Raw genomic sequence first — 21,733 nt, 5'->3', positions numbered from 1 at the left:
ACGCATCAAAGCCTCCCCGCAGCCGGCGCACCTGAATCCGTAAGCTGAGTGTGGGCGTCGATAGCAATTCCCGGCGCCTGCTGGGCCACCTGCGGCCCCTTGGACCACCAAGACAGCGGGTCGATAGAACCATCGGCCCTCATGGCCCCGCGCAGGGAGTCCTTGACCGCATCGGGGGTGAGGCTGCTATCGAGGGCCTTGGTAAGGCCCTTACTGAGCCCGGCCTCCTTGATGCTTGCCCCTGCAATATCCTGGACGTGACTGTTCCATGCCAGCCCCATACGATTTCCGAACCCAGAGGCCGTGAAGGCCTTGCTGCCGCCTACGTACTCGTTACCCATCCCAAAGAGTGACTTGCCCTCCAGAGCACGCCCGTTGAAGCCGGCATCTCGCAGAGCTCGGATCTTGTTGACCTTGTCAACTGAGGCGACAGTGCGGCCTTCCACCTGCGCCAACTTCATTGGGACCTTGGCCCCCTTCATGGCGACGGAGCCGAACTTCCCCAATGGAACCACCCCAATCCCGTCGCCCACGAGGTCCATCACGCCCACGTCCGCACCACCGAGCTTCGCCGCTCCATGCGTGGCGAGCGCGCCGAGAGAAGCACCCGCACTGGCGAGAGCCAAGGCACCCGAGAGCGGCGGGCACCACAGAGTCAGCAGCGACGCGACCCCCAGGACGCTGGAGGCAATCGACAGCCAGTCGCCGATCTCCTTGAGCAGGTCGGCATTCTTGGTGCACCACTCCTGGATGCTGTGACCGACACTGGTGAAGAAATCCCCGAGACCTTCCCAGAAGCCCGGGTCCGGCGCGTTCTCAGTGGCTCGCCGGATACGGTCGGCAATACCCCGGGCGCCGTCCTGATGATTCCCGAGAAGCTCCTCAGCCTTCTTTACGATCGCCTCCAACTCCTGGGTGGCGGAATCCAGACGGCTTCCAGCGGAGTCGAGAGCAGCATCTGCCCTGTTCAATCTTCCGCTCGCCGCGTCGATCCTTCTCTGCGCTGCATCCAGGGCGGCCTGATCGCTGTAATAGGTGCCGGCCAAGCGCAAGTCCGGGTTGGCAGAGGCCTCGTTATAGGCCTTGACCGCGCGCTCCTTCTCAGCCTCCCTGGTCGTCACCGTCTGCTTGGCCGCAGCAGCCTGCGCCTCGTACTGGCGCCCCTTTTCCTGATACGAGGAGAGCGCGGTGTGCCATGAGCGGAGCTGAGAAACGGCGTCCTGCATGGCGTCACGACTGTCGCGCACGTATTTCGGTAGATCACCGACTTTTTCCGCGAATGCATTGGCCGCATCCCCCTGCCACTCGCCACCACCCTTGCCAATGCGGGACAGGACAAGGTGAGCCGAGTCCAGAGAGCGCCTGGCTGAGTCGAGCTTGCCAGTGAGGGAATCAACGGAGCCCAGATCACCGGGCGCCGGATTGAAGCCTAGTGCAGGGAAGTCCCGCGTGGTCATGGAGTCACCTGTGGAGATCGGAGAGCGAAGGACGGCTTGAGCGAGCGTAAACTGTGCAACAATTTACTTGCTATTCTTCGCGAAGGCGTCTCGGAGTGCATCTTCCAGCGACTCGTAGTTCTGCTTTACCTGCTTCAATTTTCCCTCGATCGCCTCAGTACCATCTGCGATTTTCTTGATGGCACCATCCCAACTGTCATGGAACTCATCGCAGGCATTATCAAGAGATTCGGATCCCGTCGACTTCGGCCCGGTCTCCTTCATCGCGCCCAGCGCCTTGCGCATGTTGTCCTGACTGTCGTGCAGGTCCTTCAGTAGACGTCCAAGATTGTCTACCTCGACCTTGAAGTAGCCGCCCATACACCCTCCCCGGAGTTACCCATGCTTGGTACAGCCTTTCAACACGTTACCGCGCACCGGGCTTTCGACCGCACACGGGTGTCGCGGCCCCAGCCCCTCACAGTTCGGCACAGCAGCCCCGAAACCCCGGTGCACTGCCCGAGGAGTCCTAGGAGGACGCCCTGTCCGCCGTCAATCGGCCACAGCCTGCGCCGGGGCGGTCGCTATGACGACACGTATGCATAGCGCCGCAGTGCAGCCGAGGTTGAGAGGTACGGGGCGGACGTGCCGGACGCACGCCACTTGTGAGGGGCCGGCAGCACACACCGCTGTTCACGTACAGCCGCCGCCGGGGCGTCACGGAGTCAGAAGCCGGACGCCGCCTAGCGCGCGGCCAGTTGGAGGATCTCACCGGGGGGCGTTCGCGAGTTTCGTAATCGGTGTCCCGATGGCCGAGGCGTCGCGGGACTGCTCGGATTGCCACTGCACGGTCGAGACGACGGCGTCCGTCTCGGCGGAGTACCAGCACTCGGCCGAGAGGCACCCGGGTGTCTGCCGGAACGCGGCGGCGACTTCGTGCACGCGGGCGATGAACTCCTCGCGGTGCTCGGGGTGCGGGTAGTGGCTGGCCACGATGCCGACCTTCATGCGGTCCTCCCGTCGGTGGTCTCGTCGCCGCTCGTCAGTGGCGTCGTGCGGCGCCATTCCTCCTCGATGCCGCGCATCAGCGGCGGGTACACGATCCGGTGCCGGAACGGGGCGATCGCGGCCATGTAGGCCCTGCCGAACAGCCCGTTGGGCTTGACCAGCACGGCCATCTGCCCGCGGTGGCCGCCGTGTTCGTCGCGGACCCAGCCGAGGTGCATCACGGCGTGCACCGTCCGGTTGGCCATCTCCGCCGCCCACTCGTCGTCCAGCAAGTAGACGGAAGAGAAAGGGAGTCGGTCGAACTCCGGGCCGCGTTCGCCGTCGCGCAGGTCCTGCGGCAGGCGGTCGCGGAGGGTCGGGACGCGGGAGCCGACGCCGGAGTCCGGGTCGTCCCAGTGCAGCAGCGCGCCGAGCTTCCAGCGGACCGCGAAGAGCGTGCGGGCGACGCGGGACGGGTTGCCGGAGGTGTCGCCCGCGACGGTCTGCCGCACCAGGCGCGGGAAGTCGCCGGGGCCACCGGGCGTCGGCAGTGCCCACACGTCGTAGACGCGGAAATCGGAGGCGATCGCATGGATACGCCAGGGGCGGGTGGTGTGCGCGGCGGGATCAAGTCGCGTCGCCGTACTCATCGTTGTGCCTCCTTCTCCTTGGAGGGGCGGCGGTTACGGGGTGAGGCCGAGGGTCCCGGCGACGGCCGCGGCCACCAGGGATTCGTCGTGGGGGGTCCGGCCCGCCAGGGTGATCGAGGTGCCTTCGAGGGCGCCGACGAAGGCGAGCGCGACGTCCCGTGCAGGGGGGCCGTCCGGGAGGGAGCCGGCCCGGCGTCCGGCCTCGACGAGGCGTGCGCACCGGCCGACGAGCAGCTCGTACCCCTTCTCCACCTCGCGCCCGATCGGATGGTCCTGCCCGGAGAACTCGACGCGCAGCGCGATCGCGATGCGGGCGATGTCGCGGCGGCAGAAGACGGTGTGTGCGCGGGCGAGGGTGAGCAGGGCGGTGGCGGGGTCGGTCTCCTGCTCGACGGGGCGGCCGACCTCCTCGTTCCAGGTCTCCATGACCCACTCGGACGCGGCCAGGGTCAGCTCCTGCTTCCCCTTGAACAGGTGGTAGAGCGCGCCGCGCGTGTACCCGGCCTCCCTGGCCACCTGTTCCAGCACGAGGTTGCCGTAGCCGTAGCGGGACAGGCCGCGCGCCGCCGATTCGAGCAGCGCGTTGCGCGTGCGCGCCCGGCGTTCGGCCTGCGTGGACCGGTGCGCGCCCGGGGTCTCGCCGTCGCCCGCTCTCTCTTTACGTACAGGCATGTATGTATGTTAGCAGCGGCTCCCCGGTCGCGCGCGGTGGTCCGGCACCCCTGCGGGGGACGGCCTGTCGTGGGCCGGGCGAGTTGTCCACAGGTTCGGCCGAGGGGGCCGCCGCTACGGCGAAGCGCGGGCATAATGCCGCTGTGCGGCCGGAGTTGGGGCGCACGGAGCGGACGCGGACGAAGCGCGCGTCCCACCCGTGGCAGCCGGTGACCGGCACATCGCTGTTCCCATTCGAGTCGCCGGGGGGCGTCATGGACTCTGAAGCAGCAGTCAGCACCAGCAGCACGGCCGCGCGCTCCGTGCGGGACGTGGTCCGCGCCGTCGTCACGGACACGGCAGCCGAGGAACTCCCCCTCGTGGACGCCCTGTCCGTCTACGACGACGCCACCGTGGTGCGCCGGCTCGGGCGCCGGAAGCCGCGGCGTGACCCGCTGGGTTTCGGGCTGGGGGAGATCGCGGTGCTCGTGACACCCGTGGTCTGGCTCGTACTGGACCAGGCGGCGCGGCAGTTCACGGACCTCGCCGTGCAGACCGGGCTCGCCCGCGTCCGGGCCCTGTTCGACCGGCTGCGCAGGCGTCCCTCGCCGCCCGTGCTCGTGCCCGCGCTGACCCGGGAGCAGCTCGCCGAGGTGCACCGCCGGGTGCGGGAGAGCGCCCAGCAGAAGGGGCTGGACGCCGAACGGGCGGCGTCCGTCGCCGACTCCGTGATCGCCCGGCTCGCGCTGGAGCCACGGGACGACGGAGGCGACGCCGAGGGCGGCGCCGCGGCCCTGGACGTCTGAGCCGTGGCCACGACGGCTCCGGGACGCCCGGTGCCGCAGGGCGGCGAGCGCGCGGTGAGCGCCGGGACCACCATGCGCTTCGTCCTGCTGGTGGTCCAGATCCTGCTCACCTCGAGCCTGCTGTCGCTACGGGTCGTCATCACCTTCACCAACTACTCCCTGCTCGACTGCATGCTCGCCGCCGGCGTCGACCCGGCGCAGGCCACGGACAGCGACATCCTCCAGGCGCGCGTGCAGCAGTGGGTGGCCTTCGACGGCTGCGTGGACCGGCACGCCCCGCCGCCGCCCTGGTGGGCCCTGCTCGTCTGGCCGCTCGCGCTGTTCGCCTCGGCCACGCTGCTCTTCTTCTGCCTCCCCGCGTGGAAGGGACGGCGGCGGCGCGTGGTGCCGCTGCGGAACGTCGACCACGACGGCGAGGTCCGGCGTACGCTGGAGCAACTGGCCGCGGTGGCTGGGCTGTTGCGGCTGCCCCGGGTGGTGGTCGACCCGGGGGCCCTCTCCACCGGCGCGCTCGTGTTCGGCCGCGACGGGCGCCCGACAATGTGTCTGCACGGCGGCCTGCTGGCCCGCCGCAGCACCGACCCGGACGGCTTCCGCGCCGTCGTCCTCCACGAGTTCGCCCACGTCCGCAACAGAGACCTCACCCTCACCTACGCCACCGTCACGCTCTGGCGGGTCTTCCTCGCCCTCACCCTGCCGCTCTACCTGCTGTGGTCCGTGGCCATGGTCGTCGGCGGCGCGGCGCAGGAGCTGGGCAGTTCCCAACTGGTGCTCGCCGCCCGCGGATTGGTGCTGGTGCTCGTCCTCGGCATGCTGGTCCACCTGTCGCGGGCCGACGTGCTGCGCAGCCGGGAGATCTACGCCGACCGGACCGCGGCCCACTGGGGCGCCGACCTGCACCGCAGTCGGGTCGCGGAACCGCCGGCGGAGTCCGGCCGGGTACGGCGGGCGCTCGTCTCCTTCGCCCAGCTGTTCCGCACCCACCCCCGCTGGGACGTCCGGCGGGCGGCGCTCGCCGATCCGTGGCTGCTGTTCCGGATTTCCGCGTTCCCGATATTCCTCACCGGAGCGGCCGCCACCCTCCTCAACTACCACCTGATCACCGCGTTCCAGCAGTACGTGCGCTCCCCCACCGTGTGGATGGCGCAGCTCTCGACGCTGGCCGCTGCGGCACTCGTGGTCGCCGTCTCCGGGGTGCCGCTCTGGCGGGCCGCCGTGCACTCCCTCCTGACCGGGCACCGCATGCCCTCCGCCGTACGGGCCGGGCTGTGGCTCGGCGCCGGGATGACCCTGGGCGCGCTCGTCGCCGGCCAGGGCGCCTTGAACCAGTGGCTGCCCGCACGGCCGCTGGTCCTGCTGCTGCTCCTGCCGGCCGGCGCCGTCTTCGCCTGGTGGACGGCGCAGTGCGCCCGGCTGTGGGTAGCGAAGTGGCGTGGCCGGTCGCTGCGGCCGGTGGTGTTCCTGGTCCTCCTGGCCTCCTGTCTGACCCTGGCCTCGTGGCTGACCTGGTGGCAGGGCAGCGGCGCGACACTCACCCTCGGCTGGTGGTTCGACCCACAGGACCTCCGCACCTGGGTGGACCGCGCGTATCCGGGCCCGGCCGGACAACACGAGGGCCTGCGAGCAGCCGTCGCCCTCGCGGCCCCCGTCCTCCTCAGCCTCGCCGAACCACCCCTCGGCACCTCGGCCATCGTCGCCCTGTACCTCGCCTCCCTCCTCGCCTGCCTCTCCCGCCCGTCCCACGGGACGCCCCGCTGGCTCGGCGGGGAGGCCGGGGTGGGGGTCGACGGGGCGGTGCCGGCCGGCGCCGGGTACGGGGCCAAGTCCGGTGGTGGAGACCCGGGTCCCGGCGGTGCCGGTGCCGACACGATGCCTGGCGATGTCAGCCCGGTTCCCGGCAGTGCAGGTACCAGCCCCGCGGGCGCCAACCCGGGGCCCTCCGACACCCCTGCCAGCGTCGGGCCCAGCCGCACAGGAGCAACACGCCCCACCCCAGAGCCCGCTGGCACCGGTTCCGGTACGGGGCCCGGCCGCACCGACGCCAGTACCGAACCCGTCGGCATCAGACCGGGACTCCCCGGCCCGGAACTCGCCGGCGCCGGAGACCCCACCAACTCCGATGGTGCAGAGCCGAGTTCGGGTGACTCCGATTCCTGTACGAAGCCCGGCGATACCGGCCCGAGGCCCGCCCATACCGGTGCCGATGCCGAACTCACCGATACAAACACGGGACCCGCCGACCCGAAGGCCGTATCCACCGGTGCCGATGCCAAGCCCGTAGGTACCGGCCCGGAGCCCAGCCACACCGACGCCAGCCCCAAACGCCTCGACCCCAGCCCGGTGCTCCCCCACCCGGAGTTCGCGGGTTCCGAGGCCGTCACCGAACCCGGCGATACAAGCCCCCGGTCCGGCGACGTAGGTCCCAGCACGGAGCCCGCCGGTTCCGGTTCACCACCCATCAGCCCGGAGCTCTCCGACACCGGGACCGATGCGGAGCCCAGCCACACCGGCGCCAACACCCAACCCATCAGCCCCAGCCCGGAGATCCTCGGCGCCAGTACCGGTGCCGGTACCGAGCCCAGCGCTACAGATCCGGGGGCCGACGCCGGCGTCCGTCCCAAGCCCACGGATGCCGGCCCGCAACCTGCCAACACACGCGTCGGTGCGGAGTCCGGCGACACGGGCGCCGGTGCCAAACCCGGCAGCGCCACCCCGCAACCTGCCGACACACAAGCGGGGCCCGCCGGCCCGAGGCCCACGAACACCGGTACCGATGCCATGTCCGCTGACGCAGGTGCAGAACCGGCAGACCCGAACCCCGCCCCCGCCGGTGCCGATGCCAAGTGCCCGGAACCCGCCGGCCCCAGCCCAGAGCTTCCCGACCCGGAGCCCTCCAGTACCGGCGCCGGCACAAAGCCCAGCGCTACAGGACCGGGTTCCGGCGACGAAAGTCCCGACCTGGAGCCTGCCGACGCGGGTTCACAGCCCACCGGCCGGCACGCCGTCCCCCGCCGTCGCCCCGTCGTCATCCCGGCCCTGTTGGGCGGTGCGGCAGCGTCCCTGGCCGTGCTGGGGGTGCAGGCGTACCTGGCGTCCGTGTCGGGGCAGGCGGCGCCCGTGGCGCGGGGGAGTTCGCAGGGGCTGCTTGTGCTGGCGTGGGTGTGGGGGTGGCTGCTGGGGGTTGCGGTGCTTGCTGCTGTCGTGGCGGGGGTGCTGAGTCGTGGGTACCGGCTGCTGGCTGCGTTTGTCGCTGCCGAGACCACTGTGTTGCTGGGGCTGGCGACGCTGTACGTGACGTTGTCCCTGGACGGTTGCGCTCCGGTGCCCAACAGCTTTGCGGAATCCTGTGGTTGGCGCCCGGGTGAGGTTGTCCGGTGGGGCGATCTGCACATCGTGGTGCAGTCCACGCTCCTGCTCGGGGGCTTCGCCGCCGTGCTCATCTCGGCCCTGCTCTCGGCCGCGTCCCGCCTGCGCACGTCCCTCCGGATACGAAGCCGACGACGGCCCGCGATACCGACACCGGCAGCCCCCCGCCACACCGCCGCCCGGCGCACGGGCACCGTCCTCCTGGTCCTGGTCGCGCTGCTGGTGGCCGGGGGCGAGACGGTGCATCAGGAGCGGAAGGCGGCGCGGCTGCCGGATGCCGCGGCGCTTCAGGCGATGAGCTACCAGGTCTCGCCGGACCGGGCGCCGGAGAGCCGGGTGACGGCGCGCGTCCGCAAGAAGCAGATGGACGCGTGGCTGGAGCTCGGCGGTCAGGAGCTGATGGACCGGCTGTCGCGTGAGCGGGCCAGGTTCAACGAGGTTCTGAACGCCTCGGGCCGGGGCCCGGAGAGGCTGGAGCGGCTGCGCGGGCTCCGGCCCGTGTGCGCCGGCCTCCGTCACCTGGCCCGGGACACCGACGCCTACTTCCGTACGCCCGACCCGCGCGCCCAGCTCTCGTGGCAGCGGCTCGCCCCGCAGCTGCGCAAGACGGCCACGACCTGTGCCACCGGCCTGCGGGAGCTGGGCCCGGGCACGGACCAGTGGGGCGAGGTGAGCCTCCACACGGCCGCGCTCCAGCTGGAAAGCGCCCACAACACCCGCCAGTTGATGGAGGTGCACCTCTCGATGGTCCGCTACAACGCGAAGTTCTTCCCGCGCGCGGTCTGCGGACCGCACAGGGGCGCGGTCTGCTCATGACGTCCCGCCGGGAGCCCGGAAGCGGGCGGCGAGGAAGACCGGCTGCCGGTGCGTCTTGTCGTGGCGGACCGGGTCGACGGGCCTGCCCTCCTCCCGCGCGCGTGGTTCCACGAGCTTCTCCAGGACGAATCCGGCCCCGAGGAACTCGCCGAGGAAGGTCTCCAGCGGCATCCGCCAGTAGTCCAGCGCGAACGCGTCGCCGAAGGGCAGCTTCACGCGTTCCTCGGTGAAGTAGGAGCCGCCGAAGTAGGTCCAGTCGGCGGTGGGGTGGGTCGTGGAGACGAGCAGCGCCGCGCCGGGGCGCAGCACGCGCCGCAGTTCGGCGAGCAACTGCTCCCGCGCGTCGAGGTGGTTGTAGGCCAGGGCCATGACGCCCAGGTCGAAGGACCGGTCCTCCAGGAGGGTGAGCGGGTCCTCCAGGTCGTGCCGGTGCAGTACGGCGCGGGCGCCGAGCTGTGCCCGGGCGGCGCGGAGCAGGCTCTCGCTCCCGTCGAGGCCGACGACCTGTCCGGCGCCGCGCTCCAGCAGTTCGGCCGCGAAGTGCCCTGCTCCGCAGCCGAGTTCCAGCACCCGTGCGCCGGTCACGTCGCCCGCGAGTTCCCGCAGGGCGGGGCGGTCGGTGTGCGCGTGGTAGAGGCTCTTCGCCGACGCGGCGGCGAAGTGCTCGCCCATGTCCCCGTGGTACGCGGTCCCGGCACTCATCGGGGCAGCTTCGCACCGCCCGCGGAGCTTCCGCCAGGCGGCACCGGCGCCCCTGAACGCGGCGACGGCCTCGCCGGGTGCGCTGTGCGGCGCACCCGGCGAGGCCGTGTCGCGTCCGGCGGGGTGGGGGCCCGCCGGACGGTGTGCAACAGGTCCCGGAGCTCCGGGAGTTCCCGAACCCCGAGGGTTTCCCGGGGTGGGTCGAAGGCTGCCGCCCGCTACGCCTTCGAGCCCTCGGGGGACGGGGTGGGGTGGGGGCCCGCCTCGCCGGGTCCCGGCTCGTCGTCGGGGTGGGAACGCTGGTGCGGGATTTCGCCGCCCGGCTCCATGGGTGAGGTGACGTCGTCGGCCTCCTTGCTGCCTCCGATGTGGTTGAAGAGGAGGTTGAGCACGATGGCCGTGACACAGCCGGTGGAGATGCCCGAGTCCAGGATGATCTTCGCGCTCTCCGGGAACGAGTGGTAGAACTCCGGCGCGGTGATCGGGATGACGCCGACGGCCAGCGAGACCGCGATGATCAGGACGTTGTTGTCCTTCTCGATGCCGGCCTTCACCAGCGTCTGGATACCGCTCGCCGCGACGGAGCCGAACAGCACGACGCCCGCGCCGCCCAGCACCGGCTGCGGCACGGTCGCGATGAGCGCGGCGGCCAGCGGACACAGACCCATCAGGATCAGGATGCCGCCGCCCGCGGCGACGACGAACCGGCTGCGGATCTTCGTCATGGCGACGAGCCCGATGTTCTGCGCGAAGGCGCTGCACAGGAAGCCGTTGAAGAAGGGGCTGACGAACGAGCCGAGGGTGTCGGCGCGCAGTCCGGCCGCGATGGTCTTCTCACCGGACGGCTTGTCGACGATCTCGCCGAGGGCGAGCATGTCGGCCGTGGACTCGGTCATCGAGACGAGCATGACCACACACATGGAGATGATCGCCGCGATGGCGAACTGCGGTGCGCCGAAGTGGAACGGCGTGGGGAAGCCGATGACGTCGGCCTGGCCGAGGGCGCTGAAGTCGGTGATGCCGACGGGTATCGCGATCAGCGTGCCGATGACGAGGCCGGCGAGCACCGCGACCTGCTTCATGAACCCGGTGGTGAAGCGGCGCAGCAGCAGCACGATGACGAGCGTGACGCCCGCCATGGCGATGTTCTTGGGCGAGCCGTAGTCGGCGGCCTGTTCGTCGCCTCCCTGGGCCCAGTTGAAGGTGACCGGCATCAGCGAGATGCCGATGAGGGTGATGACGGTGCCGGTGACGACCGGCGGGAAGAACCGTACGAGTTTGCTGAAGTACGGGGCGATGACGAAGCCGAGCGCCGCGGCGACCATCGTCGCGCCGAAGATGACGGGCAGCGCGTTCTCGGCGCCCTCCGACTTGTTGATCGCCAGCATGGGGGCGACGGAGGCGAAGGTGACGCCGTTGACGAACGGCAGCTTCGCGCCGATCTTCCAGATGCCGAGCGTCTGGAGGAGCGTCGCGATGCCCGCCATGAAGAGGTTCGCGCCGGTGAGGAACGTCAGTTCGGTCACGGAGAGGCCCACGGCCGCACCGATGACGAGGGGCGGTGCGACGACGCCGGCGTACATGGCGGCGACGTGCTGGAGTCCCGTGGTGAAGAGTTTGAGCGGCGGGAGCGACTGGTCGACCGGGTGCTTCTCACCCGCTCCGTCGTCCGCCTCTGGGGTCGTGCCTTGCTTGGTGAACCGGGGCTGATTGGCCACGAGCGGTTCCTCCTGTCGTTTTCCAGTACCGGCCCGGATGACCGGTACGCGCTTCCCGGAGGCTGTGCATGTGCAAGGTCGTGCTCGATATGCGGTTGTGTGCGACGTACGGCCGTGGAGGTCGTCCCGGAGTACCGCCGTCGGCCTGTCGCGCCCTGGCTCGGGTTCACCAACTGCCCCGGAGATGTGAAGTGTTTGGGCCACATCTCCGGGGCAGCGTCTGAGCATCTTCGCCCCGGCGCGCTCCGTCCCGCTCTCGCGGTGCGGCACGCGCCGGGGGCGCACCAGCTGCTCAGACCCGGCCGGGAGCCGTCCCTCCCGGCCGGGGTTCCGGGGCCGTCCGGCGGCTGCCGGCCGCCGGACGGATGTGATGCACCCCGGAGTTCAGTGGGGACGCGGGGATCAGCCCGCGTCCTGGGCGATCCGGGCGAGCCGCTGTGCCTCGGCCCGCGCGGTGCGCGCGATGTCGTCCTCGTCCACCGTGGTGAGGCGGTTGTCCTCGACGACCGGTCGCCCGTTGACCAGCGACAGCGTCACGGGTGCCGGGGCTCCGAGGACAAGAGCGGCGACCGGGTCCTCGATCGAGGAGTGGGCCATGCCGTCGAGCTTCCAGAGCACCAGGTCGGCGAGCTTCCCCGGCTCCAGCGAGCCGATCTCCTGCTGCCTGCCCAGTACTTGGGCGCCCCCGTAGGTGCCCAGACGCAGCGCCTTGCGGACGCTGAGCGCCTTATGGGCGTGCGGTCCGAGACGGTTGACGAGGAGGGTGTTGCGGAGCTCCGTGTGGAGCTCGCCGGTCTCGTTCGACGCCGTGCCGTCGACGCCGAGCCCGACGGGGACCCCGGAGTTGAGCATGTCGGGCACGCGGGCGATGCCCGCGCCGAGACGGGCGTTGGACGAGGGGCAGTGGGCGACGCCGGTGCCGGTGCGGGCGAAGGCGGCGATGTCGGAGTCGGTCATGTGGACGCAGTGCGCCATCCACACGTCGTCGCCGAGCCAGCCCGTCGACTCCAGGTAGTCGGTGGGCCCCATGCCGAACAGCTCCTTGCAGAACTGTTCTTCCTCCGCCGTCTCCGAACCGTGCGTGTGCAGCCGTACGCCCTTGCGGCGGGCGAGGACCGCGGCCTCCTTCAGCAGGTCGGTGCTGACGGAGAACGGGGAGCAGGGGGCGACGCCGACGCGGAGCATCGAGTCGAAGGAGGCGTCGTGGTACGTGTCGACGGCCTCCTCGGTCGCGGCGAGCGCGCCCTCGGTGGTCTCCACCGCGAAGTCCGGCGGCAGCCCGCCGTCGGAGGAACCGCGGTCCATGGAGCCGCGGGTGGGGTTGAACCGGACGCCCATCTCCTGCGCGGCGCGGATCTCGGCGCCGAGGAGGTCGCCGGCGCCGCGGGGGAACACGTAGTGGTGGTCCATGGCGGTGGTGACACCGCCGCGCACCATCATGCCGAGGGAGCCGCGGGCCGCCGTGTAGACCATGTCCTCGTCGATCCGCGACCAGATCGGGTAGAGGGCCACCAGCCACTCGAAGAGGTTGGCCTCCTGCGCGAGTCCGCGCGTGAGCCACTGGTAGAAGTGGTGGTGGGTGTTGACCAGTCCGGGCGTGACCAGGTGCCCGGTGCCGTCGACGCGGCGCACGACTCCTTCGAGACCCTGGGGGGCGGGTCCCGGTCCGACGGATTCGATGCGGTTGCCCGCGACGACCACATGCCCTGTGGCGTACTCCGTGTCCTGTCCGTCCACGGTGGCGACGGCGCAGTTCTCGATGACGATGCGCTGTGCTGCGGACGGTGTGTGGTCTGCCATGGTGTTTCCTCGTGTCACTCGGGGGTGGGCACGGCAGGGCCCTAGGAGATTTGAGTGCCGGAACCGGCCGGGGCGGCTGACAGAACCGCGCCCTTTCCGCTCCGGGTGCCGAGATGGTGGAAGAAGAGGTTCAGCGTGACGGCGACGAGCGCGCCCGCGCTGATGCCGGATCCCAGGACGGTCTGGGCCCAGCTGGGGAAGTCCTCGTAGAAGGTGGGCGCGGCGAGCGGGATGATGCCCGCGCCCAGGGACACGGCGACGAGGATGATGTTGGAGCTGTCGTCGAGCCCGGCCTCGGAGAGCGTACGGATACCGCTCACGGAGATGGAGCCGAACAGGACGATACCCGCGCCGCCCAGCACCGGCATGGGCACCAGGTTGACGACGGCGCCGAGGACGGGGAAGAGCCCCAGCACGACGAGGGTGGCACCGGCGACGGCGACGACGAACCGGCTGCGCACCTTGGTCAGGGTGACGACGCCGACGTTCTGCGCGAAGGCGCTGGTCGCGAAGGAGCCGAAGAGGGAGCCGACGACGGAGGCGATGCCGTCGGTGCGCAGGCCGCGGGTGATGGTGTGCTTGTCGCAGTCGCGTTCGCAGATCGTGCCGAGCGCGAGCATTCCGGCGGAGGACTCGGTCATCAGCACCAGCATCACGATGCACAGCGAGAGGATCGCGGCAGGCTGGAACTCGGGCGCGCCGAAGTGGAACGGCTGCGGCAGCGCGGCGATGGGCGCGTCCCGGATGGCCCCGAGGTCGGCCTTGCCGAACGGGATGGCGGCCAGGGTTCCCGCGAACAGGCCGACGAGCAGGGCCACTTGGCGGAGGAAGCCGCGCCCGAAGCGCTGCACGAGCAGGATGACGACGAGGGTGAACGCGGCGAGCGCGAGGTTCGGCATGGAGCCGAAGTCGGCGGCCGCGTCGTCGCCGCCCTGTGCCCACTTCACGGGCACGGGCATCAGCGAGACGCCGATGAGGGTGATGACGACGCCCGTCACCAGGGGCGGGAAGAACCGCAGCAGCCGGCCGAAGAAGGGGCCGACGATCAGGCAGAAGACTCCGGCCACCAGGACGGCGCCGAGGATGGTGGGCAGTCCGCGGCCCTCGGGCGCCTGGTCGGCGATGGCGAGCATGGGGGCGATGCCGGCGGAGGAGGCGGCGTTGACGAACGGCAGCCGGTTGCCCGCGAGGCGGCCGATGCCGAGGGTCTGGAGCAGGGTCGCCATACCGGCGATGAAGAGGCTGGCGGCGATCAGCAGCGTCATGCCCTGAGCGTCGAGCCCGCAGGCCTGGCCGATGATGAGCGGCGGCGCGACGACACCGGCGTACATGGCGGCGATGTGCTGGAGGGCCGCGGGGATCATCTTCGCGGCGGGAAGCTTCTCGTCCACGGGGTGGACGCCGCTGCCTTCGGGGCTCTGGCCCGCCGGAACGCCGTCGGCGTCGGGACGTGCTGGGTGTGCCATCTCCAACCTCTCGGATGGGGGCGCCGGCTGGGATCGGGCCGGTGGAAGTGGTGGTGGACGGGGCGGGCGCCGCCGTGAGCGGCGTGCGGGACCTTGCGGGCGGCGCCCGCCGCGCGTCACAGGTTGGTCATGTCGACCGGGATGCGGGCGTCGGCGCCGTCACGCAGCACCGTGGCCTCGATGAGCCCGTAGGGGCGGTCGGCGGCGTAGTACACGGCGCCGTCGGCGGCCTCGTTCTTCATGTCGAAGGGCGAGAGGTCCACGCGGAAGTGGTGCTTGTTCGGCATGGAGAAGCGGATCTCGTCCACCTCGGCGCGGCTGTTGATGATCCGCGCGCCCATCTGGAACAGGGTCTGCTGGAGCGAGAGCGAGTACGTCTCGGCGAAGGCCTGGAGCATGTGCTTCTTGGTCTGCTCGTAGGACTTCTCCCAGTTGGGCATGCGCTTCTCGTCGCAGTCCCAGCCGTGCCGCCAGACGGAGGCGACCTCGGTGGCCAGGATGCGGTCGTAGTCCTCCTGCAGCGTCGTGTACTTGTCCTTGATGTAGCCCCAGAACTCCGAGTTGGTGGAGTTCATGACGGTGAGGCCCTTGAGACCGCTGAGGACCTCGAAGTTCTCGCCGTCGTAGGTGACCTGCGCGGTGCGGGTCTCCTGGCCCTTGCGGACGAAGGAGTGGCTGACCTCGTCGGCGCCTATGAAGCGGGAGTTGGCGTCGGAGCTGGCTATCCGCTCCCAGCTGTACTCCTCGACGCGGATGCGGGCCCGGTGGATCGGCTCGCAGCTGTCGACGAAGTGCCGGGCGAGGTGGATGGCGAACTGCTCGGCGGACTCGATGCCGTGTTCCTTGGCGAAGGCGAACACGGTGTTCTTCGTGGTGTCGGTCGGCAGGACGTGGGCGTTGGACCCGGAGTAGTGGACGTCGTCCAGGTCGCCGCTGAGCGCCACGGAGACGTTCAGGTCCTTGATGTGGTGGGTATCGCCGTCCCGCACGATCTTGACGACGCGGTTCTCCGCCTTGCCGTACTGATTCTGGCCGAGAAACGTGGGCATATCGGTGTCAGCTCCCTCGGTACACGGAGTAGCCGAACGGGTTGAGCAGCAGCGGTACGTGGTAGTGCTCGCCCGGCTCGACCGCGAAGGTGACGCTCACTTCGGGGAAGAACGGGGAGTTGCTGCCACGGTCCCTGTCTCCAGGGGCGCTGTCCCTTGTGCGGGGGGCGTCCTGCCGTACCTCGGCTTGCTGGTTTTCCTCTTCCTTGCTCGCGAAGTACGAGTCGACCTCGAAGTCGATCCGTACGTGCGAGGTGCCCTCCGGCAGGGCCGGGAGGTCCTTGCAGCGCCCGTCGGCGTCGGTCTTCGACGCGCCGTGCGCCGTCCATGCGGCGTCGCGTCCGGCACGCACGCTCAGCGCTACGGCCACTCCCGCGGCGGGCCGTCCGACGCTCGTGTCCAGGATGTGGGTGGACACGGAGGTCTGGTCGACGGCGCCGGGAGCTTCGTGTGTGCTGCTCATGCCTGCTCGGTCTCCTTCTGTGCGGGCGCTGTCTTGACCAGGCCCTGCAGTCGGATGCGGTTGATCTTCACCAGCTCATTGCGGACGATCTCGCGTTCCTGTTCCGGGGAGTTGTCCATCCGGTTGCGGACGGCGTCCCGCATCTGCTCGCCGGACAGGCCGGTGGCGCAGATCAGGAACACGTGCCCGAACTTGTCCTGGTAGGCCAGGTTGAGTTCGAGCATCTCCGCCTTCAGTTCCTCGGACGCTCCCGACATCCCCCGCTGTTCGCGGGAGGAGGTGGGGTCGCCGGGCTTGGGGCGGCCGATGGGCGGGTGGCCCGACATCGCTTCCGCGAGCCCCTGGGCACTGAGTTCCGCCATGGCGGCGTCGCTCGCGGTGAACAGGGCGGATGCGTCGGCGTAGGGGCGCTTGGCGAGCAGCGCGTCCCCCCACGCCCGGGCGGCACAGATGTCGTGGAGCGCGGCTGATGCGTCGCTCTCCACGGCGGAGTTGAACCAGGCCAGACCTGGTGCGAGACGCGTGGTCACGGGGCCTCCGAAGCCGTGGTGCTGTTCGGGCTGGGAATAGCTAAGTGCGCGAAGAACATTGCGTCAACAGTTTGTTGAAGTCTTCTGACAGAAAAGCTGCCGCCCGGAGTCCGGACGGCAGCTTCATGGACAGTGCGTGTTCGCGCGACAGCGAAGGGTGGTCAAGCCCCGCTGGGTTCCCCGCAGTTCTCGTCGTTCTTACCCGCTCTCGCGTTTTCCCTGTTCAGGTAGTTGTACACCGTGAAGCGGCTGACGCCGAGGGCGCCGGCCACCGTCTCGACCCCGTGCCGGACGGAGAACGCGCCCCGCGTCTCCAGGATGCGGACCACCGACTGCTTTGTTCTGCGGTCGAGTTCGGACAGTGGCATCCCGTGCCGCCGCTGGAGCTCGGAGAGGATGTGGTCGAGGGAGTCGGAGAGGTGCGGCAGCCGCACCGCCAGGACGTCCTCGCCCTCCCAGGCCAGCACCACGTCGTCACCCTGTGCCTCCTCGGGGCCCACCATCTCCCCGCCCATCGCGTCCACGAGCGGCTTCACCGCCGCCGCGAAAGGGTGTCCCGTCGGATCCGTCATGCCTCCCCACCCTCCCCGAGGACGTTCACCTGGAGGGAGACCCGGGTGGCCCCCGCCGCGAGCGACTTGCGCAGCAGGGCGTCCACGGCCGTGAGGACGCCGTCCGCCTCGCCCTCGGCGGTGTTGCCGAACGGGCCGACGTCCACCGCGTCCAGCTCGGCCGACTGCACGACCTCCCGGGCCACGACGGCGTGCCGTGGCGCTTCCTCCAGGTCGAACGGTTCGGTCGTGAACTCGACTCGCAATCGCATCATGCGCCCACCGTAGCGATCCCCGCCGGGAACCGGCCCCGCTCTGCGGCCGCGGGCTTCCCGCCGGGGCCGGCGGCGGGCCCGGGGCGGTTTTCGTGCGATCGGTGGAGCGGGCGCCGTCCGCGGGTGCGGATCGCACGAAGCCGCGAAGGAACCTCAGAACTCCTCTTGACAGCCACGGGATCGGATAGCACTCTTCCATTACGTAGAAACTTACTTCCGTAATCCGGAATAGCTGATCCCGTGGCCCACAGCCCCGCTCAGCTCGTTCGTCACTCACCCTCGGAAGGGAGCACGATCCGTGGCGCCCCTCGCTGAAATCGGCAGCACCGACCACCGCTTCACCGTCAACCTGTCGATCCTCTTCACCGAACTGCCCCTCCTGGAGCGCCCGGCCGCCGCACGCGCCGCCGGATTCACCGCCGTCGAGCTGTGGTGGCCCTGGGTCGACGCGCCCGTGCCCGAGCAGTCCGAACTGGACGCGCTGCGCTCCGCGTTGCAGGATGCGGGCACGCAGCTCACCGGGCTGAACTTCTACGCGGGCCAGCTGCCCGGACCCGACCGGGGCGCGCTGTCGGTCCCCGGTGAGGAGTCCGAGAAGTTCCGCCGCAACATCGACGTGGCGGCCGACTTCGCCCAGTCCCTGGGCTGCAAGGCGCTGAACGCGCTCTACGGCAACCGCGTCGAGGGCGTCCCGGAGGCCGAGCAGGACGAACTCGCCCTGGAGAACCTGAAGCTGGCGGCCCGCGCCGCCGACCGCATCGGCGCCACGCTGCTGATCGAGGCCCTGAACGCGGCCGAGTCGCCGAAGTGCCCGATCGTCAGCGCGCCCAAGGCGATCGAGATCGTGGACAAGGTCAACGAGGCCACCGGCCTGGGCAACGCCACGTTCCTGATGGACCTGTACCACCTGGCCATGAACGGCGAGGACCTGCACCGGATCATCGACGAGCACACGGCGAAGACCGGTCACGTACAGATCGCCGACAACCCCGGCCGCGGCGCCCCCGGCACCGGCGAGCTCGACTTCGGCGACCTCCTCGGCCGGCTGAAGAAGGCGGGCTACGAGGGCTGGATCGGCCTGGAGTACAAGCCGGGCGACCAGCCCAGCGCGAGCTCCTTCGGCTGGCTCCCCGCCCCCCTGCGCTCGGCCTGACCCGCGGGCCGGACCCGACATCCGGCCCCGAAGGCCCGACCCGATCCTCCCGGCTCCCCGCGAGCGAAAGACCCGAAAGGCAGTACGCGCATGACGTTCACCCCTGGCAACACGAAGATCGGCTTCATCGGTCTGGGCATCATGGGCGCCCCGATGGCGCGCAACCTGGTCAAGGCCGGATACGACGTCACCGGCTTCAACCTGGAGCAGTCGAAGATCGACGAGCTCGTCAAGGAGGGCGGCAAGGGCGCCGCCTCGATCGCCGAGGCCGCCGCCGGCGCCGACGTCGTCATCACGATGGTCCCGGCCTCCCCGCAGGTGGAGCAGGTCGTCCTCGCCGAGGGCGGCGTGCTGGAGAACATCCCCTCCGGCAGCACCGTCATCGACATGTCCTCCATCACCCCGCAGACCTCCGTGGACGTCGCGGAGGCCGCCAAGGCCAGGGGCGTCAAGGTGCTCGACGCCCCGGTCTCCGGCGGCGAGGCCGGTGCCATCGAGGCCGTGCTGTCCATCATGGTCGGCGGTGAGCAGGAGACCTTCGACGCCGCCAAGCCCATCTTCGAGGCGCTCGGCAAGACCATCGTGCTGTGCGGTCCGCACGGCTCCGGCCAGACCGTGAAGGCCGCGAACCAGCTGATCGTCGCGGTCAACATCGAGGCCGTCGCCGAGGCCGTGGTCTTCCTGCAGAAGTCCGGTGTCGACCTGGAGGCCGCGCTCGACGTCCTCAACGGCGGTCTGGCCGGCTCGACGGTGCTGTCCCGCAAGAAGGACAGCATCCTGGCGGGCAACTTCCAGCCCGGCTTCAAGATCGACCTGCACCACAAGGACATGGGCATCGTCACCGACGCCGCCCGCAACGTCGGCGCCGCCGTACCGGCCGGCGCCCTCGTCGCCCAGCTCGTCGCCGCGCTGCGCCAGCAGGGCGACGGCGGCCTCGACCACTCCGCGCTGGTGCGCGGGGTGCGTCGCCTCTCCGGCGAGTCGCTGGAGGGCTGACCGGCCCGAGGGGGCCAAGGGCCCCGCGTCCGGCCGGCCGTCGGCCCCTGATCCGACGGCCGGCCGGACGGGCCCACCACGCCGGGCCGGTTCCGGGGGACGGCCCGGCCCCGAGCAGCAGGTCCCCCGCGGAGTACGGCCGACACCGTCCCCGCGGGTGGCCGGCACCGGCCCCACGGGGGACCTGCTGATCCCGGCCCCACGAGGGCCGGTCCCACACGTCCGGGCGGCGGCGCTGACAACTGTCCTGTCGCGCCCAAGGCGCCGCCGCCCGGATACCCACCCCCGCTCTCCGTGACGGCTCCCCCCGTCACCGTTCGTCCACAGCACCACGTACCGGACACCCCGGGCTCCGTCCTCCCGGACCGCTTCCGGATCTCCTGCCTCTCCACCGCCTGCTATTCACGACCACTCGTCACCGAGGGTCGGTTCAGGAGCCTCACATGCCTCGAATGACCGCTGTCCAAGCGGCAGTTGAGATTCTCAAGCGCGAAGGTGTGGACGCGGCGTTCGGCGTGCCCGGCGCTGCGATCAACCCCTTCTACAAGGCGCTCAAGACCGTCGGCGGCATCGACCACACGCTGGCCCGCCACGTCGAGGGCGCCACGCACATGGCCGAGGGCTACACCCGCACGGGCCCCGGCAACATCGGTGTCGCGATCGGCACTTCGGGCCCGGCCGGCACCGACATGATCACCGGCCTGTACTCGGCCATCGGCGACTCGATCCCGATCCTGTGCATCACCGGCCAGGCCCCCAGCCACCTGCTGGCCAAGGAGGACTTCCAGGCCGTCGACATCGCGTCGATCGCCAAGCCGGTCGCCAAGAAGGCCACCACGGTCCTGGAGGCCGCGCAGGTCCCGGGCGTCTTCCAGGAGGCGTTCCACCTGATGCGCTCGGGCCGCCCGGGCCCGGTCCTGATCGACCTGCCGATCGACGTGCAGACCACGGAGATCGACTTCGACCCGGAGACGTACGAGCCGCTGCCGGTGTACAAGCCCGCGGCGACCCGCGCCCAGATCGAGAAGGCCATCGGGTACCTGCTGGACGCCGAGCGCCCGCTGATCATCGCGGGCGGCGGCATCATCAACGCCGACGCCTCCGACCTGCTCGTCGAGTTCGCCGAGGTCACCAACACCCCGGTCGTGCCCACCCTGATGGGCTGGGGCACCATTCCGGACGACCACGCGCTGAACGCCGGCATGGTCGGCCAGCAGACCGGTCACCGCTACGGGAACGCCACGTTCCTGGAGTCGGACTGCGTCCTCGGCATCGGCAACCGCTGGGCCAACCGGCACACCGGCTACCAGCTGGACGTGTACCGCGAGGGCCGGAAGTTCGTGCACGTCGACATCGAGCCGACCCAGCTCGGCAAGATCTTCCCGCCGGACTACGGCATAGCCTCGGACGCCAAGTCCGCGCTGGAGCTGTTCGTCGAGGTCGCCAAGGAGCTCAAGGCCGCGGGCAAGCTGCCGGACCGCTCCGAGTGGGTCGCCTCGCACCAGGAGCGCAAGGCCACGCTGCAGCGCCGTACGCACTTCGACGACATCCCGATGAAGCCGCAGCGGGTCTACGAGGAGATGAACAAGGCCTTCGGCCCGGAGACCCGCTACGTCACCACCATCGGTCTCTCGCAGATCGCCGGCGCGCAGATGCTGCACGTCTACAAGCCGCGGCACTGGATCAACTGCGGCCAGGCGGGCCCGCTGGGCTGGACGATCCCGGCCGCGCTGGGCGTCGCCAAGGCCGACCCGGAGAACCCCGTGGTCGCGCTCTCCGGCGACTACGACTTCCAGTTCATGATCGAGGAGCTGGCGGTCGGCGCGCAGCACCGCATCCCGTACGTCCACGTCCTGGTCAACAACGCCTACCTGGGGCTGATCCGGCAGGCGCAGATCGGTCTGGACATCAACTTCCAGGTCAACCTGGAGTTTGAGAACCAGAACAGCCCCGAGCTGGGCGTCTACGGTGTCGACCACGTCAAGGTGGCCGAGGGCCTGGGCTGCAAGGCGATCCGGGTCACCGACCCGAGCGAGCTGGGCACGGCCTTCGCGGAAGCGCAGAAGCTGGCGCAGGAGCACCGGGTGCCGGTCGTCGTCGAGGCGATCCTGGAGCGCATCACCAACATCGCGATGAGCCCGACGGCGGACATCAGCGCGGTGAAGGAGTTCGAGGAGGTCGCCACGGAGCCGTGGCACGCGCCGACGGCCATCAGCACGCTGAAGGGCTGAACCCCGGCCCCGCCCTTCCCCGTTGACCGCGGGAGCGCCCGCGCGCCCCTGTGCCGCTCGCGCCCGTCCTCAGGCGCCGGACGGGCT

General features: G+C 70.3%; 19 protein-coding genes. 5 read left to right on the top strand and 14 right to left on the bottom strand.

Going from position 1 to position 21,733, the window contains the following annotated elements:
- Positions 1–5: 5 nt before the first annotated feature.
- From HCC30_RS01475 to HCC30_RS01455, 5 genes are all read right to left on the bottom strand, one after another.
- Positions 6–1,457 (bottom strand): putative T7SS-secreted protein, encoded by a 1,452-nt coding sequence (locus HCC30_RS01475; protein WP_169440096.1) that lies wholly within the window; start codon positions 1,455–1,457, stop codon positions 6–8.
- Positions 1,458–1,520: 63 nt separating this feature from the next.
- On the bottom strand, positions 1,521–1,817 hold the full coding sequence (locus HCC30_RS01470; RefSeq protein WP_169440095.1) for a hypothetical protein: 297 nt from the start codon (positions 1,815–1,817) through the stop codon (positions 1,521–1,523).
- A 387-nt stretch (positions 1,818–2,204) separates the two neighbouring features.
- Complete coding sequence (locus HCC30_RS01465) at positions 2,205–2,444, bottom strand: antibiotic biosynthesis monooxygenase (protein ID WP_169440094.1); 240 nt, start codon at positions 2,442–2,444, stop codon at positions 2,205–2,207.
- Complete coding sequence (locus HCC30_RS01460; protein WP_169440093.1) at positions 2,441–3,073, bottom strand: DUF2867 domain-containing protein; 633 nt, start codon at positions 3,071–3,073, stop codon at positions 2,441–2,443. Before HCC30_RS01460 ends, HCC30_RS01465 begins: the two co-directional genes overlap by 4 nt.
- 33 nt (positions 3,074–3,106) lie before the next feature.
- Complete coding sequence (locus tag HCC30_RS01455; RefSeq protein WP_169440092.1) at positions 3,107–3,745, bottom strand: TetR/AcrR family transcriptional regulator; 639 nt, start codon at positions 3,743–3,745, stop codon at positions 3,107–3,109.
- Between the two features lie 254 nt (positions 3,746–3,999).
- On the opposite strand from HCC30_RS01455, the gene HCC30_RS01450 reads away from it, so the two are divergent.
- Both HCC30_RS01450 and HCC30_RS01445 read left to right on the top strand, forming a co-directional pair.
- Positions 4,000–4,530: a hypothetical protein gene (locus tag HCC30_RS01450; protein ID WP_169440091.1), complete on the top strand. Its 531-nt coding sequence runs from the start codon at positions 4,000–4,002 to the stop codon at positions 4,528–4,530.
- Positions 4,531–4,533: 3 nt separating this feature from the next.
- Entirely contained in the window at positions 4,534–8,712 is a 4,179-nt protein-coding gene (locus HCC30_RS01445; RefSeq protein WP_169440090.1) for a M48 family metalloprotease, read from the top strand.
- On the opposite strand, the gene HCC30_RS01440 is transcribed toward HCC30_RS01445, so the two are convergent.
- The 9 genes from HCC30_RS01440 to HCC30_RS01400 all read right to left on the bottom strand — a co-directional run bounded on the left by HCC30_RS01440 (position 8,707) and on the right by HCC30_RS01400 (position 17,263).
- Positions 8,707–9,414 carry a class I SAM-dependent methyltransferase gene (locus HCC30_RS01440; RefSeq protein ID WP_169440089.1) on the bottom strand — a complete coding sequence of 236 codons (708 nt, stop codon included), beginning with the start codon at positions 9,412–9,414 and terminating at the stop codon, positions 8,707–8,709. The two genes, HCC30_RS01445 and HCC30_RS01440, sit on opposite strands and share 6 nt — an antisense overlap.
- A gap of 218 nt (positions 9,415–9,632) precedes the next feature.
- Positions 9,633–11,132, bottom strand: coding sequence for a nucleobase:cation symporter-2 family protein (locus tag HCC30_RS01435; RefSeq protein WP_169440088.1), 1,500 nt, complete (start codon positions 11,130–11,132; stop codon positions 9,633–9,635).
- 402 nt (positions 11,133–11,534) lie between these two features.
- A complete protein-coding gene (locus HCC30_RS01430) occupies positions 11,535–12,932 on the bottom strand; it encodes an 8-oxoguanine deaminase (protein WP_169440087.1) in 1,398 nt (465 codons plus the stop codon).
- A gap of 41 nt (positions 12,933–12,973) precedes the next feature.
- Positions 12,974–14,398, bottom strand: coding sequence for a nucleobase:cation symporter-2 family protein (locus tag HCC30_RS01425; RefSeq protein ID WP_169440086.1), 1,425 nt, complete (start codon positions 14,396–14,398; stop codon positions 12,974–12,976).
- Between the two features lie 116 nt (positions 14,399–14,514).
- Positions 14,515–15,447, bottom strand: coding sequence for a factor-independent urate hydroxylase (pucL, locus tag HCC30_RS01420; RefSeq protein ID WP_169440085.1), 933 nt, complete (start codon positions 15,445–15,447; stop codon positions 14,515–14,517).
- A gap of 7 nt (positions 15,448–15,454) precedes the next feature.
- Complete coding sequence (locus HCC30_RS01415) at positions 15,455–15,910, bottom strand: hydroxyisourate hydrolase (protein WP_169440084.1); 456 nt, start codon at positions 15,908–15,910, stop codon at positions 15,455–15,457.
- Positions 15,907–16,440, bottom strand: a complete 534-nt coding sequence (gene uraD, locus HCC30_RS01410; RefSeq protein WP_169440083.1) for a 2-oxo-4-hydroxy-4-carboxy-5-ureidoimidazoline decarboxylase — start codon at positions 16,438–16,440, stop codon at positions 15,907–15,909. Before uraD ends, HCC30_RS01415 begins: the two co-directional genes overlap by 4 nt.
- A gap of 161 nt (positions 16,441–16,601) precedes the next feature.
- The gene (locus HCC30_RS01405) at positions 16,602–17,012 is read right to left on the bottom strand and encodes a helix-turn-helix domain-containing protein (protein ID WP_169440082.1); all 411 of its coding nucleotides are present in this window, start codon (positions 17,010–17,012) and stop codon (positions 16,602–16,604) included.
- Positions 17,009–17,263: a hypothetical protein gene (locus HCC30_RS01400; RefSeq protein ID WP_169440494.1), complete on the bottom strand. Its 255-nt coding sequence runs from the start codon at positions 17,261–17,263 to the stop codon at positions 17,009–17,011. The genes HCC30_RS01405 and HCC30_RS01400 overlap by 4 nt, the downstream gene beginning before the upstream one ends.
- Positions 17,264–17,582: 319 nt before the next feature.
- Here HCC30_RS01400 and HCC30_RS01395 point away from each other — a divergent pair, with 319 nt between their 5' ends.
- The 3 genes from HCC30_RS01395 (at position 17,583) to gcl (ending at position 21,646) form a co-directional block, all read left to right on the top strand.
- On the top strand, positions 17,583–18,419 hold the full coding sequence (locus HCC30_RS01395) for a TIM barrel protein (RefSeq protein ID WP_169440493.1): 837 nt from the start codon (positions 17,583–17,585) through the stop codon (positions 18,417–18,419).
- Positions 18,420–18,509: 90 nt separating this feature from the next.
- Positions 18,510–19,415 carry a 2-hydroxy-3-oxopropionate reductase gene (locus tag HCC30_RS01390; RefSeq protein WP_169440081.1) on the top strand — a complete coding sequence of 302 codons (906 nt, stop codon included), beginning with the start codon at positions 18,510–18,512 and terminating at the stop codon, positions 19,413–19,415.
- Positions 19,416–19,867: 452 nt separating this feature from the next.
- A complete protein-coding gene (gene gcl, locus HCC30_RS01385; RefSeq protein WP_169440080.1) occupies positions 19,868–21,646 on the top strand; it encodes a glyoxylate carboligase in 1,779 nt (592 codons plus the stop codon).
- The last annotated feature ends 87 nt before the right edge of the window (positions 21,647–21,733 follow it).

It is taken from the genome of Streptomyces sp. HNM0574, assembly GCF_012726235.1.
In the GTDB taxonomy this organism is placed as follows: Bacteria; Actinomycetota; Actinomycetes; order Streptomycetales; family Streptomycetaceae; genus Streptomyces.
This window is presented reverse-complemented; position numbering and strand designations above follow the sequence as displayed.

Bases quoted from the DNA above. Each gene is read 5' to 3' on its own strand.
- HCC30_RS01475 (WP_169440096.1), bottom strand. From the start codon at position 1,457: ATGACCACGCGGGACTTCCCTGCACTAGGCTTCAATCCGGCGCCCGGT.
- HCC30_RS01470 (WP_169440095.1), bottom strand. From the start codon at position 1,817: ATGGGCGGCTACTTCAAGGTCGAGGTAGACAATCTTGGACGTCTACTG.
- HCC30_RS01465 (WP_169440094.1), bottom strand. From the start codon at position 2,444: ATGAAGGTCGGCATCGTGGCCAGCCACTACCCGCACCCCGAGCACCGC.
- HCC30_RS01460 (WP_169440093.1), bottom strand. From the start codon at position 3,073: ATGAGTACGGCGACGCGACTTGATCCCGCCGCGCACACCACCCGCCCC.
- HCC30_RS01455 (WP_169440092.1), bottom strand. From the start codon at position 3,745: ATGCCTGTACGTAAAGAGAGAGCGGGCGACGGCGAGACCCCGGGCGCG.
- HCC30_RS01450 (WP_169440091.1), top strand. From the start codon at position 4,000: ATGGACTCTGAAGCAGCAGTCAGCACCAGCAGCACGGCCGCGCGCTCC.
- HCC30_RS01440 (WP_169440089.1), bottom strand. From the start codon at position 9,414: ATGAGTGCCGGGACCGCGTACCACGGGGACATGGGCGAGCACTTCGCC.
- HCC30_RS01430 (WP_169440087.1), bottom strand. From the start codon at position 12,932: ATGGCAGACCACACACCGTCCGCAGCACAGCGCATCGTCATCGAGAAC.
- HCC30_RS01425 (WP_169440086.1), bottom strand. From the start codon at position 14,398: ATGGCACACCCAGCACGTCCCGACGCCGACGGCGTTCCGGCGGGCCAG.
- pucL (WP_169440085.1), bottom strand. From the start codon at position 15,447: ATGCCCACGTTTCTCGGCCAGAATCAGTACGGCAAGGCGGAGAACCGC.
- HCC30_RS01415 (WP_169440084.1), bottom strand. From the start codon at position 15,910: ATGAGCAGCACACACGAAGCTCCCGGCGCCGTCGACCAGACCTCCGTG.
- HCC30_RS01405 (WP_169440082.1), bottom strand. From the start codon at position 17,012: ATGACGGATCCGACGGGACACCCTTTCGCGGCGGCGGTGAAGCCGCTC.
- HCC30_RS01400 (WP_169440494.1), bottom strand. From the start codon at position 17,263: ATGCGATTGCGAGTCGAGTTCACGACCGAACCGTTCGACCTGGAGGAA.
- HCC30_RS01390 (WP_169440081.1), top strand. From the start codon at position 18,510: ATGACGTTCACCCCTGGCAACACGAAGATCGGCTTCATCGGTCTGGGC.
- gcl (WP_169440080.1), top strand. From the start codon at position 19,868: ATGACCGCTGTCCAAGCGGCAGTTGAGATTCTCAAGCGCGAAGGTGTG.